General features: G+C 40.5%; 16 protein-coding genes and 1 pseudogene. 11 read left to right on the top strand and 6 right to left on the bottom strand.

Going from position 1 to position 19267, the window contains the following annotated elements; all coding sequences use genetic code 11:
* From gyrB to dnaA, 5 genes are all read right to left on the bottom strand, one after another.
* Positions 1–1950 (bottom strand): DNA topoisomerase (ATP-hydrolyzing) subunit B, encoded by a 1950-nt coding sequence (gene gyrB / locus AC6UDG_RS00485; RefSeq protein WP_500694202.1) that lies wholly within the window; start codon positions 1948–1950, stop codon positions 1–3.
* Positions 1951–1971: 21 nt separating this feature from the next.
* Positions 1972–3087 carry a DNA replication/repair protein RecF gene (gene recF, locus AC6UDG_RS00480; protein ID WP_500706079.1) on the bottom strand — a complete coding sequence of 372 codons (1116 nt, stop codon included), beginning with the start codon at positions 3085–3087 and terminating at the stop codon, positions 1972–1974.
* 8 nt (positions 3088–3095) lie between these two features.
* Positions 3096–3314, bottom strand: coding sequence for a S4 domain-containing protein YaaA (gene yaaA, locus AC6UDG_RS00475; protein WP_500694205.1), 219 nt, complete (start codon positions 3312–3314; stop codon positions 3096–3098).
* A 263-nt stretch (positions 3315–3577) separates the two neighbouring features.
* Positions 3578–4717, bottom strand: a complete 1140-nt coding sequence (gene dnaN / locus AC6UDG_RS00470) for a DNA polymerase III subunit beta (RefSeq protein ID WP_500694206.1) — start codon at positions 4715–4717, stop codon at positions 3578–3580.
* 216 nt (positions 4718–4933) lie between these two features.
* Positions 4934–6274 carry a chromosomal replication initiator protein DnaA gene (gene dnaA, locus AC6UDG_RS00465; RefSeq protein ID WP_500706078.1) on the bottom strand — a complete coding sequence of 447 codons (1341 nt, stop codon included), beginning with the start codon at positions 6272–6274 and terminating at the stop codon, positions 4934–4936.
* A 482-nt stretch (positions 6275–6756) separates the two neighbouring features.
* Between dnaA and rpmH the strand changes: the two genes are divergently transcribed.
* The 10 genes from rpmH to AC6UDG_RS00415 all read left to right on the top strand — a co-directional run bounded on the left by rpmH (position 6757) and on the right by AC6UDG_RS00415 (position 16283).
* Positions 6757–6891, top strand: coding sequence for a 50S ribosomal protein L34 (gene rpmH / locus AC6UDG_RS00460; protein ID WP_500694208.1), 135 nt, complete (start codon positions 6757–6759; stop codon positions 6889–6891).
* Between the two features lie 58 nt (positions 6892–6949).
* Positions 6950–7306, top strand: coding sequence for a ribonuclease P protein component (rnpA, locus tag AC6UDG_RS00455; RefSeq protein ID WP_500695946.1), 357 nt, complete (start codon positions 6950–6952; stop codon positions 7304–7306).
* A 2-nt stretch (positions 7307–7308) separates the two neighbouring features.
* Positions 7309–8145 carry a YidC/Oxa1 family membrane protein insertase gene (locus AC6UDG_RS00450; RefSeq protein ID WP_500696254.1) on the top strand — a complete coding sequence of 279 codons (837 nt, stop codon included), beginning with the start codon at positions 7309–7311 and terminating at the stop codon, positions 8143–8145.
* A 146-nt stretch (positions 8146–8291) separates the two neighbouring features.
* Positions 8292–9011: an RNA-binding cell elongation regulator Jag/EloR gene (jag, locus tag AC6UDG_RS00445; RefSeq protein WP_500706077.1), complete on the top strand. Its 720-nt coding sequence runs from the start codon at positions 8292–8294 to the stop codon at positions 9009–9011.
* A 146-nt stretch (positions 9012–9157) separates the two neighbouring features.
* Positions 9158–10555 (top strand): tRNA uridine-5-carboxymethylaminomethyl(34) synthesis GTPase MnmE, encoded by a 1398-nt coding sequence (gene mnmE, locus AC6UDG_RS00440; RefSeq protein WP_500706076.1) that lies wholly within the window; start codon positions 9158–9160, stop codon positions 10553–10555.
* A 26-nt stretch (positions 10556–10581) separates the two neighbouring features.
* Positions 10582–12510 carry a tRNA uridine-5-carboxymethylaminomethyl(34) synthesis enzyme MnmG gene (mnmG, locus tag AC6UDG_RS00435; RefSeq protein WP_500706075.1) on the top strand — a complete coding sequence of 643 codons (1929 nt, stop codon included), beginning with the start codon at positions 10582–10584 and terminating at the stop codon, positions 12508–12510.
* A 152-nt stretch (positions 12511–12662) separates the two neighbouring features.
* Positions 12663–13547 carry an ROK family protein gene (locus tag AC6UDG_RS00430; RefSeq protein ID WP_500694214.1) on the top strand — a complete coding sequence of 295 codons (885 nt, stop codon included), beginning with the start codon at positions 12663–12665 and terminating at the stop codon, positions 13545–13547.
* Positions 13548–13637: 90 nt separating this feature from the next.
* A complete protein-coding gene (locus tag AC6UDG_RS00425) occupies positions 13638–13796 on the top strand; it encodes a hypothetical protein (RefSeq protein ID WP_500706074.1) in 159 nt (52 codons plus the stop codon).
* Positions 13797–13932: 136 nt separating this feature from the next.
* Positions 13933–15567 carry a ribokinase gene (gene rbsK / locus AC6UDG_RS00420; RefSeq protein ID WP_500706073.1) on the top strand — a complete coding sequence of 545 codons (1635 nt, stop codon included), beginning with the start codon at positions 13933–13935 and terminating at the stop codon, positions 15565–15567.
* Positions 15568–15665: 98 nt separating this feature from the next.
* Positions 15666–16283, top strand: coding sequence for an NADPH-dependent FMN reductase (locus tag AC6UDG_RS00415; protein ID WP_500706072.1), 618 nt, complete (start codon positions 15666–15668; stop codon positions 16281–16283).
* A gap of 261 nt (positions 16284–16544) precedes the next feature.
* Here the strand turns inward: AC6UDG_RS00415 and AC6UDG_RS00410 are convergent, their stop codons facing one another.
* Complete coding sequence (locus AC6UDG_RS00410) at positions 16545–18461, bottom strand: RNA-directed DNA polymerase (protein ID WP_500706071.1); 1917 nt, start codon at positions 18459–18461, stop codon at positions 16545–16547.
* A 159-nt stretch (positions 18462–18620) separates the two neighbouring features.
* On the opposite strand from AC6UDG_RS00410, the pseudogene AC6UDG_RS00405 reads away from it, so the two are divergent.
* Positions 18621–19187, top strand: a pseudogene (locus tag AC6UDG_RS00405) (LOG family protein).
* The last annotated feature ends 80 nt before the right edge of the window (positions 19188–19267 follow it).

Genomic DNA, 19267 nt, shown 5'->3' with positions numbered 1-19267 from the left:
TTATACATCCAAGTTTTCAACAAAGGTTGCGTTGTCTTCAATAAACTTCCGTCTTGGAGCCACCTTTTCACCCATTAACATGGTGAAGGCTTCCTGAGCAGCCGAAGCATCATCAGAAGTAACCCTTAGAAGCCGACGATGATCTGGATTCATGGTGGTGTCCCACAACTGTGAGGCATCCATTTCGCCTAAACCTTTGTATCGTTGGATCTGTGGTTTTGGTGAAGCTGGAAGTTGAGCTAACAACTCCTGAAGTTCCTCATCAGAATCAACGTATCGCTGGAACTTGTTTCCCTGACGAACTCGGTACAACGGTGGCTGGGCAATGTAGACGTATCCAGCATCAATCATTGGACGCATGTAGTTATAAATTAAGGTTAGAAGTAAAATCTGAATGTGGGCCCCATCGACATCGGCATCGGTCATGATGATTAACTTGTGGTAGTTAACCTTACTAATGTCGAAGTCACTGCCAAAGCCAGTCCCCATCGCGGTAAACAAAGAACGAATTTCTTCATTAGCCAGAATTTTTTCCATCGTGGCCTTTTCAACGTTTAAAATCTTGCCACGAATTGGCAGGATGGCCTGTGTCAATCTAGAACGACCCTGTTTAGCAGAACCACCAGCCGAATCACCTTCGACAATGAACAATTCGGAGACTTTCGGGTCCTTACTGGTGTTGTTAGCTAACTTCCCGGGTAAACTGTTGATTTCAAGTCCGCTTCGTTTTCTGGTTACTTCTCGAGCTCGTTTTGCGGCGGCTCGCGCTTTAGAAGCTACGGAACCCTTTTCAACAATCTGTTCGGCAATCTGCGGATGTTCCATCATGAACTTGGAAAATTCCTGACCGAAAATGTGGTTCGTAGCGGTTCTCGCATCAGAGTTACCAAGTTTGGTCTTGGTCTGACCCTCAAATTGTGGATCGGGATGCTTAACCGAAACGACCGCGGTCATTCCTTCTCGAACATCATCACCAGAAAGGTTCGGCTCGCTATCTTTAATTAAATTGTTATTTCTCCCGTAATTATTGATAATTCGGGTCAAAGCCTGCTTGAACCCTTCTTCGTGGGTTCCACCCTCATAGGTATTGATGTTATTAGTAAACGTCAAAAGAGTGCTGTGATAATCATTCGTGTACTGAATTGAAACTTCCACCGTGATGCCATTTTCCTGACCCTCAATGTAGATGGGATCCTTGAAGATTGGAGTGCGACCCCGATCGAGGAATTCGACGTAGTGCCGAATTCCACCTTCGTAGAAGAAATCGTGTTCCACGGGTTTTTCGGGGCGATCGTCTCTAATTGTGATTCTTAACCCCTTGTTTAAAAAGGCCAGTTCTCTGACACGCGTGGTTAAAGTCTTCATGTTAAAGGTCGTGGTCTCGGTGAAGATGTCTGGATCGGGAACAAAGTGAACCTTAGTTCCGTGAGCATCCCTGGGTGCGTCCCCAATGACTTTCATTGGCGTCTTGACGTGACCCCTTTCAAAGTCCATGTAGTACCGCTTGCCACCTTTAGTAACAACAACGTCCAGTTCCTTTGACAAGGCGTTTACCACTGAGGCTCCAACTCCGTGAAGTCCACCGGACACTTTGTATCCGCCACCGCCGAATTTACCACCAGCGTGGAGGATAGTGAAGACGGTCTCTAGTGCCGATTTACCGGTATCTTTTTGGGTATCCACGGGAATCCCACGACCGTTATCAACGACCGTAATACTGTTATCCTTTTCCACGGTAACGTTGATTTCGTCAGCAAAACCAGCCAACGCTTCGTCAATTCCGTTATCGATAATTTCCCAAACTAAGTGATGGAGTCCCTGTTCGTTAGTGGCTCCAATGTACATTCCGGGACGCTTTCTGACCGCTTCTAGTCCCTTTAGGACTTGGATTTGACTAGCGTCGTACTCCCCGGCCCGTTCTCTTTTTGCTTCTTTTTCTTGATCAGTCACTACAATTCCTCCTCAACTACGTTACTCGGATACAATGACTCCCTTTTCAATGTGAAAAGTCTTGGGATTGTTGATTAAATCAGATGCGACCCCACTCATACTTGTGGTGGTTAGAAAGGTTTGAACCCGATCATGAATGGCAGTCAGCAAGTGGGTCTGCCGACTTTCATCAAGTTCAGACAAAACATCATCAAGTAGTAAAACCGGGTATTCGCCGGTTTCTTCTTTCATTAAATCGATCTCGGCCAACTTCGTGGATAACGCCGCCGTTCGCTGTTGACCCTGTGAACCAAATATAGAGACATCCTTGCCGTTAACCATGAAGTGTAAATCGTCACGATGCGGCCCAAAGATCGTCGTTCCTTGCCTCACTTCTTTATCTCGATTGGCCTTAAATTTAGCCAGCAGACTCTGATAGATTCGTTCCACTGACGTTAAATCGGTCTTTTTTAGCGCGGTGACGTATTTAAATCGCAACGTTTCTTTTTGCTGTGAAATTTCGTAATGGATGGCCGAAGACCATTTCTGTAATTTGGCAATCAGTTGGATGCGTTGAAAAATAATCTCGGCCGCATACGCTGAGAGCTGGTCCGACAGTACATCCAGGTAGACCAGATCACTCTGTTTGTGAAGTAATAGTTCACGTAAATAGGCGTTTCGCTGTTTCAAAATTCGACGGTACTGGGTCATGTTGTATAAGTAGCGATTACTCATCTGGCCAAACTCCATGTCCATAAAGTGCCTTCTAATCTGAGGCGAACCCTTTACAATCGACAAATCTTCGGGAGCAAACAAAATCACGTTCAGCTGCCCGACGTAAGACGATAGCTTGGGCTGCTCAATGTGATTGACCTTGGCTCGCTTGCCATTTTTACCAAAATCAAGCTCTAGTTCAGTGGTAGTATGGTTCTTTTTAACTCGACCCCACAATTGCGCATGGTTCTCCTCCCAATTAATCAAATCACGATTGGTGGTGGTCCGATGACTTTTGGTAAGTGCGAGCGCGTAAATTGCTTCAAGTAGATTGGTTTTGCCCTGGGCGTTTTGTCCAAGTAACACGTTCACTCCATCTGAGAAATGAACGTCAGCATCTTTATAATTACGAAAATTGCGTAATTTCAATTCTTCTAGCTGCATGCTTAACCCTACTTTGTCTTAATAAAAAACATCCCTACGTCTGGAATTGAGACCGTATCACCCTGGTAGAGTTTCTTGCCACGTCGATTCTCAGGCTCATCGTTTAGATACACCATATTTTCCTTTAGGTACCACTTCGCTTTGCCACCTGATTCAACAATGTTCTCTTCTTTTAAGAGTTGCCCTAAAGTTATGTACGGAGTCGTTATGAAAATGTCTTTTTTCATGAATTCACCCACTTTCAATCTATTTCTATTATACGCTAAAATTTGGTAAAAGTACATAAATCGGGCGATTTTATGCGTTTTATGCGCGTGTACGCATTTCTAGACAAAAATGCCTCAAATGATCTAAAAAGCTCATATTCGTAAATAAATGGAAATATGAGCTTTTTTAATATTTTGAGGTCTTTGGTAAATATAATTTGGTTTCATTTTAAAGACATAAAAAAAACGACCTCAAAAAGAGGGTCGTTGATAATCATTCTTAATTAAAAGGTTCGAACTGGGGTAATCAATTGGATGAAATCTTCTTTATTTTCGGTTGGAACCAGCGTGAACGGACGAAGAGCTGAAGTAAACGCAATCTCAATGTCAGTTTGCCCAAAAACTCTGAGAGCTTCCTTCATGTAATCGGGGTTAAACGAAATTTCAAGGTCATCGCCCTCTGAAGTCTTTGGCTTTAAATCCTCTTCAACGGTTCCAACGTCAGGAGAATTCCCCGAAATGGTAACAACCTGGTCGGTTGGTTTAATCGTCAACTTAATGACGTTATTTCGTGATTCATGTGACAACAGCGAAGCCCGCTCGATTGCGGCGAGCAAGTCACCGGCCGCAAACTCCATCTTGGTACTTGAAGTCTTTGGAATCAGACGCGAAGTATCCGGATAATTGCCCTCAAGTAAACGTGAGTAGAACCGGGTGTCACCGAGGGTAAAGAGGACCTGATTCTCTGACAGGTTCATCTGGATGTTTTGATCGATTCCGTCAAGCATGTGTGAGAGTTCTTTTAAACTGTCACCTGGGATGACCACGTCGAACTTGCCGTCATCATCAGCTGGAAGACTAACTCTTCGTTGGCTTAAACGGTGACTGTCGGTTGCAACCGCAAGCAACTTATTGTTAGCAAGCGTGAAGTGCACCCCGGTCAAGATTGGCCGACTTTCCTGTTTTGAAACCGCAATGACCGTCTGTCCGATAACCTGTCTGAAAATATCAGCCGCTAAATCAACCGTATTCTCGGAATCAATTTCAGGTAGATGTGGGTAACCGTTCGCATCAAGACCGTTGATCGTAAATTCTGAGTTACCTGACTTAATCGTGGTCTGAAAGTTGTCACCAACTTCTAATGACATGGTTTTGTCGGGTAACTTTTTAACGATCTCACTAAAAAAACGGGCTGGTAAGACGATGCTACCAGTTGAGTTAATCGTGAGTTCATTATCCGGGTTAGAAGCTTGAATGCTAGTTTGAATTGAAACGTCAGCGTTACTACCAGTTAGTAAAATGTCACTTTCTGATACGTCTAATTTTAAACCCGTCAAAATTGGAATGGTCGTTTTTGATGAGATTGCTCTTGATACGGTATTTAGTGCTTTGATGAAAGCATTACGGTTAATTACGAATTTCATTGCCAAATTTCCCCCTCAAAATGTGGTGCATGTGTATTTACTTAATTAAAAAGATAAAAAACAGTAGAAGCAGTAGGCACTGTTAATACTGTGGATAACTCAATGATTAGTTACGGAATAAAAGTTATCAACTGTGGATAACTTTGTGGGTAAATCAACGGTTAAATTCCCGTTTATCCACACCCGTTATTATAACATTTTTAAACCGAGCAACGCTTAGTGCTGGAGTTCCGTCTTGATGTCTGAGATTTGCTTACTCAGATCAGAGTCATTTGCGGACATTTTACTAATCTTGTCGTAGGCGTGAATGACGGTAGTGTGATCCTTACCACCGAATTCGTCGCCAATCTTTGGAAGCGAATTGTCGGTCATTTCACGTGACAGGTACATGGCAACCTGTCTAGGAACCACGATGGCTTTGACCCGTTTGGTGCCCTTAATTTCCTTTACACTAATGTGATAGTAAGAGGCGACTTTCGAGATAATGTCTGATACGGTCAGAGCCGAACGCGCCTTGGCCAACTTCAGCGGCCTTAGGGCGTTTGCCACTAGTTCAGTGTCAATGGGAGCGTTATTGAGTTTGGAAAAAGCCTGAACCCTTGATAACGCCCCCTCCAGTTCTCTGACGTTAGACTCAATTTGACTCGCAATGTAGCCTAATGCGTCCGCTGGAATGTTCATGTTGTCAGCTTTGGCCTTGGCCCTAAGGATAGCGGTTCGCGTTTCCAAGTCGGGAGCAGTAATGTCAACGGATAGTCCCCACGCAAACCGGGAGACCAACCGGTCTTTTAGTTTTGGCACTTCGTTTGGCAAACGGTCAGACGTTAAGACAATCTGCTTGTGATTGGAATATAACGCTTGAAAGGTGTTAAAAAACTCATCCTGAGTTCCTTCTTTATTACCAAAAAACTGGATGTCATCAACTAAAAGGACGTCGACGTTTCGGTAAACGTTTCTGAAATCATCCATCTTATTGTTTTGGATGGCACCGATAAAGTCGTTGGCAAATTTCTCACTTGTAACGTACATCACCCGCTGACTCGGGTCGTGTTTGATAATGTTGTTGCCAATCGCGTGCATCAAGTGGGTCTTACCTAAACCAACTCCACCATATAAAAAGAGTGGATTGTACAATTTTCCGGGTGACTCACTGACCGCTAGCGCTGCGGCCTGAGCCATCTTGTTACCCTGTCCAATCACGAAGGTTTCAAAGGTGTAATTGGGCTCTAAGTGCGTATCGGTGTAACTATATGATTTTTCGTTCTCATCTTCCGGTGTAGGAGCTGGGGTTTGCTTCTTTTTTAATTCTTCTTCTAGAACAAATTTTGGTGAAATATTCTTGTAAGTAATGGCATAAGCGTACTCAACCAGCTGACTTTTAAGCATTTTCTCCCAGTAGTCACGGTGAAGCGAGGATGGTAATTCGAGTGTTAGGGTATCGCCATCATATGAGATTGGGTTCACGGTGGCGATCCATGTATCATATGTCGTTCCCTCAAATTTCGGATCCGCTTTAAATTTGCTTTTAATTTTGTTCCATAATTCGTTTTGATCCATTGAGAGTGACTCCTTGTGTTTAAATTATGAATGTATAATATCATTTTTAAAAAAAGTTTTCCACAGAAAAAACAGGGTGTGGACAAATGTTTCACACCCTGTTTACTGTTTATCCACAGCATTGTTAATAAATATCAAAATCATGCGAATATTTTAGGTAATTAACACAAAAATGGGGACAACTAATTATTAATGTGACGGGGATGTCAGCATGATTATTGATTTTATCCACAGATTGTGGTTAACGTTGTTAACATGCTGTGTTTTTGTTTAAAAACGTGTTGAATTCGTGTTAATTACGGGATGAGTTATCCACAATAATCCACAAGTAAATTTTATGAAACTTTTTTGAATCGAACGGAGTGTTACCTATGAATTTAAAATCCCTATTTGAAGATTGGTTGATTTGTGATACTATAAGTTAGAAAAGCTATTGAATAAACAATTTAATATAGGCGATTAATTAGTAAGGAGGGTTAGTAATGAAAAGAACTTACCAACCAAAGAAACGTCGTAGAAACCGCGTTCACGGATTTAGAAAACGTATGAGCACTGGCAAAGGTCGCAAAGTGTTAGCACATCGACGTCAAAAAGGTAGAAAAGTATTATCGGCATAGGCCACTGACCATTCAGTGGTCTTTTTCATTATTTTTTGAAAATACTTGGAGATTATTCATGAGAAAATCGTACCGTGTCAAAAAAGAAGCTGACTTTCAAAAGGTTTTCGAAAAACATGATTCGGTTGCTAATCGACAGTTTGTCGTGTATCAACTGGAAAAGCCGGGACAAAAACATTTCCGCATCGGGATTTCCGTTGGAAAGAAGATTGGAAATGCCGTGCATCGCAACTGGGTTAAACGTAGAATTCGCCAGTCGATCACCGAATTAAAGCCAGACCTAAAAACGGACGTTGATTTTTTAATCATTGCGAGACCGAGAGCGGATGCGATGTCACAAAAAGACGTTAAGGCAAGTCTAATTCATGTTTTAAAGTTAGCTCATTTACTAGATTCTGATTATAGCGAGGAATAAAATTGAAAAAACTTAAACGAATCGCTACTACACTTGCAATTGCCAGTATTGGTCTGGTGCTTACGGCATGTAGTAACGCCCCAATTACTAGTCATAGTAAAGGAATTTGGGATGGCTTAGTTGTCTTGAATTTCTCAAGAGTGATTATTTGGTTATCAAAGTTCTTTGGCGATAACTATGGAATTGGAATTATCCTCTTCACCATTTTGGTTAGAATTATTCTTCTTCCGTTAATGATGTATCAGACCAAGAGTATGAAGAAGACTCAGGAAATTCAGCCCCAATTGAAGGCCCTGCAAAAGAAGTACTCCAGTAAAGATTCAGAGACCATGGAAAAACTGCAGACTGAGCAGCAAAAGCTCTACAAGGAAGCAGGAATTAATCCATGGGCCGGCTGTTTGCCAATGGTAGTCCAGTTGCCAGTGATCTTCGCCTTGTATCAAGCCATCTGGCGAACTCATATCCTTCGAACTGGTCACTTCTTGTGGTTACAGCTGGGAACTCCAGATCCGTACTACATTCTGCCAGTTTTGGCCGCCGTGTTTACGTTCCTTAGTTCGTGGTTGTCAATGAAGGGTCAACCCGAATCAAACGGAATGACCACGATGATGACGATTGGGATGCCAATCATTATCTTCTTCACCGCGTTAAACGTGCCATCAGCTTTGTCACTATACTGGGTGGTAACCAACGCGTTCCAAGTAGTTCAAACGTTATTGATTCAGAACCCTTGGAAGATTAATCGTGAACGTGAAGAAAAAGAACGTGAAAAGCGTCAACACGATCGCGCCGTTAAAAAGGCCATTCGAAAGGCCAAGCAGAGTAAACATCACAAATAGATTACTAAACAAAAAGCAGACGTTGGTCTGCTTTTTTTATTTTTGTGACAAATGTAATATTACATCTCTAAAATCCTATTCCAACAGCTATTTAATTTGTGCTAAGATTAATAGCGTTAGACGTTTACAAAAATAGGAGAACAATAATGACGAAATACATCGGAGCCACCATCGAAGAAGCCGTTAAAAATGGCTTAAAATCACTTGATACTAATCGAAATAATGTTGAAATTAAAGTTATTAAAACTGCAAGTAAGGGATTTTTCGGACTTTTTAAACATCCCGCAGAAGTTGAAATGGAATTGAAATCATCTTCTCCAGACCCAAAACCAGCAGGTGGCAAGTTAAAAATTAAAAGAGAAGCGAGCACGGCGGTTGCTAATCCAGTTCAAACAGAGGATCGTCACGCTAGAAACGTTGAAGCTATTAGTGGACTAATTAAATATTTACAAGCAATTACTGATCAGATGGGGATTGAGGCCGAACTAAGTTATGAGATGCCCAACAATCGGCACGTGATCATTAATTTTGATACGCCCAAAGAGGGTCTTTTGATTGGCAAACACGGTCGGACCATCAATGCCTTACAGGAGTTAAGTGGGATTTATCTAAATAACATGGGGATTAGCTACCTTGAAGTTGAGCTGGATACGGCTAATTATCGCAGTCGGAGACTTCAGATCCTTACCAGTCTAGCTGAGCGAACCGCAAGAGAGGTCGCTGCCACTGGCAAGCCGGTCTATCTGGACCCGATGCCATCTTTTGAGCGCAAACAGATTCACGTGACGCTGGAAGATAACCCCTACGTGATGACGTATTCGGCAGGACGGGAACCCCATCGTTCAATCGTAGTAGCTCCACGGTAAAATGATTGACAAAATAAAACTTTCGTCCTATTATGTGTAGGATTGTAAATTCGAATAGGTAAAGTAGTGAAAGTACTTTATCCACGCAACGGGCGTGGCTTAAGTACTTTTTTTATGCGATTAAAAATAAGAAAGGAGTTTTCAAAATGGCACTGACAACGACTGATTACGATACTATTGCGGCAATTTCGACCCCACCTGGTGAAGGTGGCATTTCGATTGTCCGGGTTAGTGGATCGGATGCAATGAAAGTGGCTGAAAAGATTTATCGGGGCAAGAACCTCGAAAAGGTGGCATCGAACACGATTAACTATGGTCACATTGTTGATCCAGCAGACCACAACAGTGAAGTTGATGAAGTGATGGTCTCGGTCATGAGAGCACCCAAGACGTATACCAAGGAAGATATTATTGAGATTAACTGTCACGGTGGAATTGTGGCAACCAACAAGATTTTGCAGTTGGCTTTAAGTAACGGTGCCAGAATGGCGGAGCCGGGTGAATTCACTAAGCGAGCCTTTTTAAACGGACGTCTGGACCTTTCACAATCGGAAGCCGTGATGGATCTGATTGAAGCGAAGACTGACGAATCGATGAAAGCGGCTTTAAATCAGCTCGATGGGAACCTTTCTCATTTAATTAAGCACCTGCGTCAAGACATCTTAGACGTGCTGGCTCAGGTCGAAGTCAACATTGACTACCCTGAGTACGATGACGTGGAGACGATGACGTCGAAGCTTTTAATGGATAAGTCCAAGGAACTAAAGGCGCAGATTGACCAATTGCTAAAAACTGCTAAACAAGGAAAAGTCTTACGAGATGGTTTAAACACCGCCATCATTGGACGTCCGAACGTGGGCAAGTCGAGTTTGTTGAACCGACTCTTACACGAAGACAAGGCGATTGTGACCGACGTTCCGGGTACCACACGAGACGTTTTGGACGAATACGTGAACGTTTCGGGAGTGCCACTGCACTTGGTGGATACTGCCGGAATTCGTGACACCGAGGATAAGGTCGAAAAAATTGGAGTCGATCGTTCTAGAAAAGCGATTAAGCAGGCTGACCTAGTCTTATTAGTGTTAAATGCTAGTGAGCCGTTAACCGATGAAGATCGTGAACTCTTGGATTTAACGCAACACAGTAAACGGATTATCCTATTAAATAAAACGGATTTACCAGAAAAAATTGATGTTGATGAGTTAAAGAACCGCTATCATGCTGATAACGTGATTAAGACCCAAGCCGTAAAGGATAACGGAACCAAATCCTTAGAGGATACGATTTCGAAGATGTTCTTTACTGGTGGCATTAAGAGTTCTCAAAACGACGTTATGGTCACCAATGCCAGGCATATCAGTCTCTTACAACAGGCCAGTGATTCCCTTCAGTCCGTTGAAAATGGGTTAAATAACGGGATGCCCGTTGATTTAGTTCAAATTGACATGACGAACGCTTGGGATTTACTTGGTGAAATTACCGGTGATAGTTACGATGGCGAATTATTGGATCAATTATTTAGTCAGTTCTGTTTGGGGAAATAAGACTTTGACTCAATGGAGGTTTTTAAATGAATAAAATGATACAGCAAGAAGTGAAGCAGACCTACAACGGTGGCGATTACGACGTCATCGTCGTTGGAGCCGGCCACGCTGGCTGTGAAGCTGCACTAGCCGCTGCCCGCATGGGTCAAAAAACACTGCTTGTGACAATTAATCTTGATATGGTGGCGTTTATGCCATGTAATCCGTCGGTTGGTGGCCCCGCTAAGGGAACGGTCGTAAGAGAAATCGACGCCCTTGGTGGTGAGATGGGGAAAAACATCGACAAGACCTACATTCAGATGCGGATGTTAAACACCGGGAAGGGTCCCGCCGTCAGAGCTTTACGAGCGCAAGCTGATAAGCACGCCTACCATCATGAAATGAAGAACACCCTGGAAAAAGAACCCAACTTGACGCTTCGTCAGGGAATCGTAGAACGTCTGATCGTGAAAGACGATCAGGTTGAGGGTGTGGTTACCAATACGGGTGCCAAATATTACTCCAAAGCCGTGGTGATCTGTGCCGGGACGGCCGCTCGTGGTAAGATCATTATCGGTGAACTGATGTATTCCTCGGGCCCAAACAACTCAATTCCAGCCATTCATCTTTCAGAAAACCTGGAAGATTTGGGCTTTGAACTAAAACGATTTAAGACGGGAACGCCACCGCGTGTCAACGGTGATACCATTCACTACGATGAAGCGGAGGAGCAACCGGGCGACGAAACGCCCCATCATTTCAGTTACACCACTCCGTATGCCGATTATTTACCGGTTTCAAAGCAGATTTCGTGCTGGTTGACGTACACTAATGAAGAAACCCATCAGATTATCAAGGATAATTTGGATCGCGCTCCGATGTTTACCGGTGTCATTGAAGGAGTCGGTCCCCGTTATTGTCCGTCAATTGAAGACAAGGTTGTTCGGTTTGCGGACAAGAAGCGTCACCAGGTCTTCTTAGAACCAGAAGGACGCCACAACGAAGAGTGGTACGTCGATGGGATGTCGACCTCCCTTCCAGAAGAGGTTCAACAACAGATGTTACATTCTGTGAAGGGACTTGAAGACGCGAAGATGATGCGTCCCGGTTATGCGATCGAGTATGACATTATCTCTCCATATCAATTGAAGCCAACCCTTGAAACCAAGAAAGTTAGTGGATTATTTAGCGCGGGTCAAACCAACGGAACCTCGGGATACGAAGAGGCCGCGGGACAAGGCTTGATCGCTGGAATTAATGCCGCTCTTAAAATTCAGGGGAAAGACCCGTTGATTTTGCAGCGGGACCAAGGATACATTGGCGTCTTAATCGATGACCTGGTTACTAAGGGAACCAACGAACCATACCGACTTTTGACAAGTCGAGCCGAGTATCGACTCTTGCTTAGAAACGATAACGCTGACATGCGCCTGACTCCCATTGGTCACCAGCTGGGTTTGATTTCAGACGAACGTTATGCCAAATTTGTTGAAAAACGCAATGCCGTTGAGGATGAAATCAAGCGTTTGAACACTGTGCGAATTAAACCGAGTGAGCAGGTCAATCAATTCGTGGAAGCTCAAGGTGATAAGCCATTGAAAGATGGCATCATCGCGGCGCAGTTCTTACGTCGGCCGTATGTAAATTACGAAAAGTTACTTGATTTTATTCCGGGACCCGACGAAAAATTGGATCCAGAAGTGGTTGAACAAGTTGAAATCAGAACGAAGTACGCTGGCTATATCAAAAAAGAAGAGGATAAGGTCGCCCGCATGAAGAAAATGGAATCCAAAAAGATTCCTGATCACATTGATTACTCCGTAATTGATGGGATCGCAACTGAGGGTCGCCAAAAATTGGAGAAAATCCAACCGGAGACGATCGCACAGGCTGCCCGAATCAGTGGAGTCAATCCTTCTGACATTGCCATTCTCTCCGTTTACATTCAACAGGGTAAAATTGCGAAGAAAAAATAAGATCAAGCTGGACTACGTGAATAGTCCAGCTTTTTGTTATTTCTAAGTTAAGTTTTTAACAATTTTTGTGGTAAACTATTGCAATCAATATGTAAGCGCTTTATACTATTAACAATAAACGATACAAAAAAATGGCAAAGGGGATCATTTTTATGCGATATGGAAGTATTGAAGCAGGTGGAACAAAGTTCGTTTGTGCGGTTGGTGATGACGATTTCAATATTGTTGATAGTGTCCACATTCCAACTACGACACCAGAAGAAACGTTAGCAAAGGTCGTTGAGTACTTTAAGAAGTTTGATCACATTGATGCATTTGGGATTGCATCATTTGGACCAATCGACGTTCGAAAAGACTCTGACAAATACGGTTGGATTATTAAAACCCCTAAAAAGGGTTGGAGTAACGTCAACTTTGTTGGAACCATGAAACGTGAATTTGGGGTTCCAATTTACTGGACGACGGACGTTAACGGTTCAGCTTACGGTGAATACATCAAACGTAAACAGGCTAATAAAAATATTGAAGCCGTTAGTTACATCACTGATGGAACTGGGATTGGTGCTGGAACCGTCATTAAAGATGAATTCTTAGGGGTTCGTGGAACTCCTGAATTTGGTCATATTCGTGTTAAGAGACACCAAGATGACATGAACTTTCCTGGAATTTGTCCTTATCATGGTGACTGTCTTGAAGGAGTTGCTTCTGGTCCGACTTTTGAAGCTCGAAACAACATTAAGGGTCAAGATACCCCACCAGATGATCCAGTTTGGAACATCATTGCGTACTACATTGCCCAAGGGGTTATCAGTTTAACGGTTAACTTCCGTCCTGACCAAATTGTGCTTGGTGGAGGTGTATGTACTCCTCAATTTGTTCAAAAGGTTAGAGACCAATTCAATCTGTTGTTTGATAACTATCTTGACGTTGGTCCCCTTGACGAATACATTAGTCGTCCAGTCGTACCACACAACGGTTCCGCTACCTTTGGTGATTTCGTATTAGCTAAAAAGGCTTTGGACGAATCAAAGAAATAATTAATTAAATTGTTTAAAGGGATGCCTGCGGGTGTCTCTTTTTTTGTGTAAATTGACATTTATGGTACCTTAAAAATAAGAGGATTAATCATGATGTTTATTAGTAATTCACAAATTCGTTTTAAAGTAGATGCTGAAACAAAAAAACAATTTGATGCTCCAAATGAACGTTTAACTAAAGCAATTAAAAGTAATGATTATAAGAAGTTTGATAATCCTGATGAAAGGTTGAAGTGGCTAAATGAGTGAAAATTCCTATGTTTATAAACTTGCTATTGAAAACAAGTTTAAAAAACATCATTTTAGCTAAATCTATATACAACTATTTCCCGCAATGATATGATATATATATAATGAAAGCGGTTGCAAATAGGGAGGCAGTAAAATGAGTAAAAAAGTTGTTGTGATTGGGTCTACCAACGTTGATAAAGTTCTAAACGTTGATAAGTATGCGTTGCCAGGTGAAACCTTGGCGGTGAAGAATCACCAAGAATCTCATGGTGGCGGAAAGGGTGCCAATCAGGCAATTGCTGCGGCAAGATCTGGTGCCGATACGACTTTTATCACTAAACTAGGTGATGATGAAGACGCTAAGTTTATGATTGAAGGATTTAAAAAGGACGGGATGAACCTTGATTCCGTGATTACCACTAAAGCGCAACAAACTGGGCAGGCCTACATTACCGTTGATAGTACTGGTCAAAACTCGATCTATGTCTATGGTGGAGCCAATATGGCCATGACACCGGAGGACGTTGACCAACACGAAGATGCCATTAAGAATGCGGACCGTGCGATTGCGCAACTAGAAATTCCAGTACCAACGATTATCGAAGCATTTAAGATTGCGAAGAAAAATGAGGTTCAGACCATTTTGAACCCAGCCCCTGCTAAGAAGTTACCAGAAGAATTACTCCAATTGACTGATATTATTACCCCTAACGAGACCGAAGCAGAGGCCCTCACTGGGATTAAGGTGATTGACGACGATTCCATGATGAAGAACGCGGAGTACTTCTTTAAACTAGGCATTAGAATGGTGATCATCACCGTTGGTGACAAGGGTTCGTTCTACGCAACCCCAGCCAGTCATGCCTTCATTCCAGCCTTTAAGGTCAAAGCTGTTGACACAACCGCTGCTGGTGATACTTTCATCGGAGCCTTGGCATCACGTTTGGATTTAAACAGTGCTAACATCAAGGATGCGATGTTGTACGCTAACCACGCCTCATCACTAACGGTTCAGGTGGCGGGAGCACAAAACTCCATTCCTTATGAAAAAGACGTCTTGGATGTCATCAGCAAGACTTCCAAGACTAAAGAAGTAATCGAAAAAGAGAAGAAACAAGCTGCTGAATACGCCGCTGCTCGAGTTCCAAATCACATTGTGCTAGGTCTTGGATCTGGTAGTACGGCTGCCTACTTCGTCAAAGCTATTAACGAACGAATCAAAAAAGAAGGCTTAGACGTTCAATGCGTCGCCACTTCAGTTGGCACCGAGAAATTAGCCGAAAGTCTTGGCATGCCGATGCTTGACGTTAATACCATTGATCGGGTGAATTTGACGGTTGATGGCGCCGACGCCGTTGACGACAAGCTCAACGGAATCAAGGGTGGCGGAGCTGCCTTACTCTTTGAGAAGTTGGTCGCAACCATGTCAGACAAAAACGTTTGGATCGTTGATTCGACCAAGTATCACAAGACCTTAGCTGGGCAGAAGTTGCCAGTTGAAGTCATTCCGTTCGGTGGAATGGGTGTCTTCCGATACTTAAATGAAGCCGGATACAAACCAGAGTTCCGCTTCAGAGATGACGGTGATATTCTTCAAACTGACTCAGGAAATTACCTAATCGACATTACAATTCCAGAAGATGCTGACCTACAAAAGTTAGCTCACAACTTGAAGAACTACACCGGAGTTGTTGAACACGGTCTGTTCTTAAATATTTGTGATCAGTTAATTATCGGTGGCGATAAGGTTAAGGTAATTGATCGTCCGAAAGAAGAAGCTAAGAAATAGTTGATAAGTAAATTTCCGGATTGGCGATAAAGCTGGTTCGGTTTTTTATTTTGATTTTAAAGGTATAATGATTAGAAAATGGGTTGAGGTGATGTTTAATGACAATTAACGTTATTTTGAGTAGTTCAAGAAAGGCCAATCTGGGACGTCGGATCTTTAAGTACTTACGTAATCGACAGGGTGATTTTGAGCGGGTTAATGATGCTGATTTCAATTTTATTAGTTTGGCGGACTACGATTTGCCGTTTTTCTATGAAGATGTTGCACCAATGGACAATCGAAATCGAAGTTTAAAACCTAATGAACAAAAATGGGTGGATGACATGCGAAACGTGGACGGTTATCTCTTTTTAGTTCCTGAATATAATCATTCTTTTCCCGCTGTCTTGAAGAATGCACTCGACTTCTTGGCTTTTGAAGCCAAGGGCAAACCGGCCAAGATTATTACCTATTCTAATAATTCACGAGGTGGTCAGTTCTCCTATCCGGCCTTGTTACCAACGCTTGGGCAACTGGGTTTGTTTACCTTGCCAAAGCCAACCTTAGTGCGCAACGTTGATAAAAATTTTGCTGCTGATGGAAGTTTTATAAAAGATGCTCCCGGTAAAGCCGTGGACATAAAGAAATTAAATCGGGCTTTTACCGAAATCGCGTTTTACAGTCAGTTATTTAAGGACCATCCCTTTAAATATGATGCAAGTATTTATGAAAAATAGGTAAAATTAAAATAGTTTCACATGAAACAATTTGCTAAAGTACCTGTTACTATTTAATCTATATTACTATTCCTAAAGATTATTATGATTTTCAAGAATTGGCTCATGTATTAAAGAATTACACTGGTGTTGTTAAAGACTATTCTTGAGCAGGGGATTATCAGTGATGATAGGATATACTGATTGATCATCCAAAGGAAGAAGCTAAGAAGTAAATAAAACATCCAAATTAACTAGAGAGGACTTGTTAGGATCTTATTGTTATCTGTATAATATGTCATTTATTTTGTCGATTTCTTTTACCTTTCCGCTTTTATTACGAAATATTTTGTTTAATTGTTGTTTGTCTTGATCATATAATTTACATTCATTATATATTCTTATTATAGGCCAACACCATTTCGAATAAATAATTGTGTCTTTACATCGACTATTCTTGTTATCTTTTATATAGTTAATTTTTGAATCAAAGTAATATGATTTTTTTATAATATATATTAAGTATCGATTTATGTTTTGTGTGTTTTCTTTTGATATGAAAGACATTAATACAATAGGATTCATATTAAAATCATTTATATCCAAATCATTTTTTTTAAATTTTCTTGGCAATTCTTTTTTAAATTTTCTTAGCAATTCTTTTTTAATTTTAAGCCAATTAACTTTGTTTTTATCTTTCATTATTTCATTTGTTATTATTGTGTTTAAAGTAAAATAATGCCATATCTGGATTAAAGTTCCACTAAAGACTTTGTTAATGTAAGAGGATTTTTCGTTCAAACAATTAAAAACATCTTCTGGATAAAAAGGAATTTGAGACAATATGAACTTGTAACATTGGCTACACAATGTGGGCGAGATAAAGCAAACTTTTAAAATAAAATTTATAAATATATATAATAAATTATCATTATAGGTAATTTCATCTTTTTCCCCCTTTTTAGTTAATCGAGTCAGTAATGCTTTTAAGATGGGAATTGAATTGTCATCTAAGTGATTTTTAAAGAAGGTTTTTAATTCTAAAAATGAATATATATTTATATTCATCTTTTTTCCCCAGTTTAAACTTGGGAATTGTTTTAATGTTGATTCAAAATGAGCGCTCTTAGGAAGGTATAATCCTTCAGAAATTTTTATTTTATCTTTTTGAAGATTTAGATCATACTTTTGTAGTATTTTCTCAAATTCAAATTTAAATTGTTCAAGACTTTCCTTATTTGAAGAAAATATAACAACATCGTCCACATATCTAACTAGATTAATTTTATTATTTAAAACTAATTCACCGATCTTTTTATTATTTGAAATTACATCATAATATATTGCTAAACTTAGTAATTCTCCAGCTATAGAAGATGAGAGAGGACCAGTCAATATCCCCTTTGTTTCTGCCCCATCACTATATTGATTGAAATTATCAAGTTTTACAAAATATTGTTCAACTTTTTGACTTTGATTATTATTTTCTTCTTTAAATAAATTTGATTTTCTTATTCTATATAAGTAGTGAGTGTAGATATTAGAGTAAAAGCTTTCTATATCACACGTCATGAAATATTTAAAGGTAGACTCAACTTTTGATTTATGAATTAAACTATCTTTAAATTGGTTATTTTCTTCTGTTGATGAGGAAGGGGATAATGGATAAAAATTATCATTAAATATACGATTTTTTAAAATTGGAGAATCTGACATCGAAATAACTTTTGTTTTTATATTATCGTTTTTCTTCTCATTGTATAGTGGCCAAAAAAAATTGTAAAAACTATAAACTGTGTTATATATAAATGTCATATAGTATATAGGATTTATTATTCCCATTTGTCTAAGAGAGCCATTAGTTTTAAATTCATTGAATACTAATGGCTCGAATCCACCATAAATATATGTTGGATGATGATTCTTATCTTTATTGAATTCAAGAAATTTGTCTTGATCTTTATGAAAATGATCATTATTAGCTCCTTGATTAGCCCCTTGCTCATGAAAATTAAATGCATAAATAAAATTTTGTGTAATTCTTTGCTTTTTATCTTTCCAATCTGGTAAAAATAAATTTAAAGGTAAATCTCTTGAAACCATTCCTCTAAATAAAATTTGTATATTTGTTTTTTTTTCTTTTTGTTGAATTCTCTTTAGTGAATTATTGAACTGATTAAGCCATTCTTTAAATGTCATAAGGTTATCTTCTTTATAGTTTTATTGATATTATCTTATCACATTTGTTTATGATAGTTTCACATGAAACAATCTGCTAAACCACTTGTTACTACTGACTTGAAGTGACGTGGTACACTAGTTAATGTAAAAATAAATTGAAATGAGGAAAATAAAAATATGAAATCAGTTGCAGTATATTGTGGAGCTGCTTCCGGCAACGATCTGGCATACCAAGAAGCGACCAAAAAATTAGCGAAATGGTTGGTTAATCATGATTTGGCGTTAGTTTATGGTGGCGGTGTTGGTCTCATGGGATTACTTGCCAGCACTGTCTTAGAACTTGGTGGCGTGGTTCACGGCATTATGCCCAAATAACTCGTTGATCGTGGTGCCAGTATGGACGGTCTCACTAGTTTAGACGTAGTTCCTAATATGTCCGTTCGAAAACAGAAAATGTTGACTCAATCGGATGGTTGTATCGCACTTCCTGGTGGTCCTGGCACCTTGGAAGAAATCTCAGAGGCATTTTCATAGGCCCGAATCGGCGACAATGATGATCCGTGTGTGTTGTATAACGTTCAGGGGTACTACGGCCCGCTTAAACAAATGTTTGATGAAATGACCGAAAAGGAATTTTTGACGGTAGAAGACCGCAAAAAGTTGCTCTTTTCTGATTCATTGTCCGAAATCTATGAATTTATGACCACATACACAGCACCAAAGATTAGAACCTACACAAAATAAGTTACGAAAAAGCATCCTCACTTTTTAAGTGGGGGATGCTTTTTGAGTTTTATTCAATTATTAATAATAAATAATGTGTA

This window comes from Fructilactobacillus sp. X2R1C1, from assembly GCF_059901435.1.
This window is presented reverse-complemented; position numbering and strand designations above follow the sequence as displayed.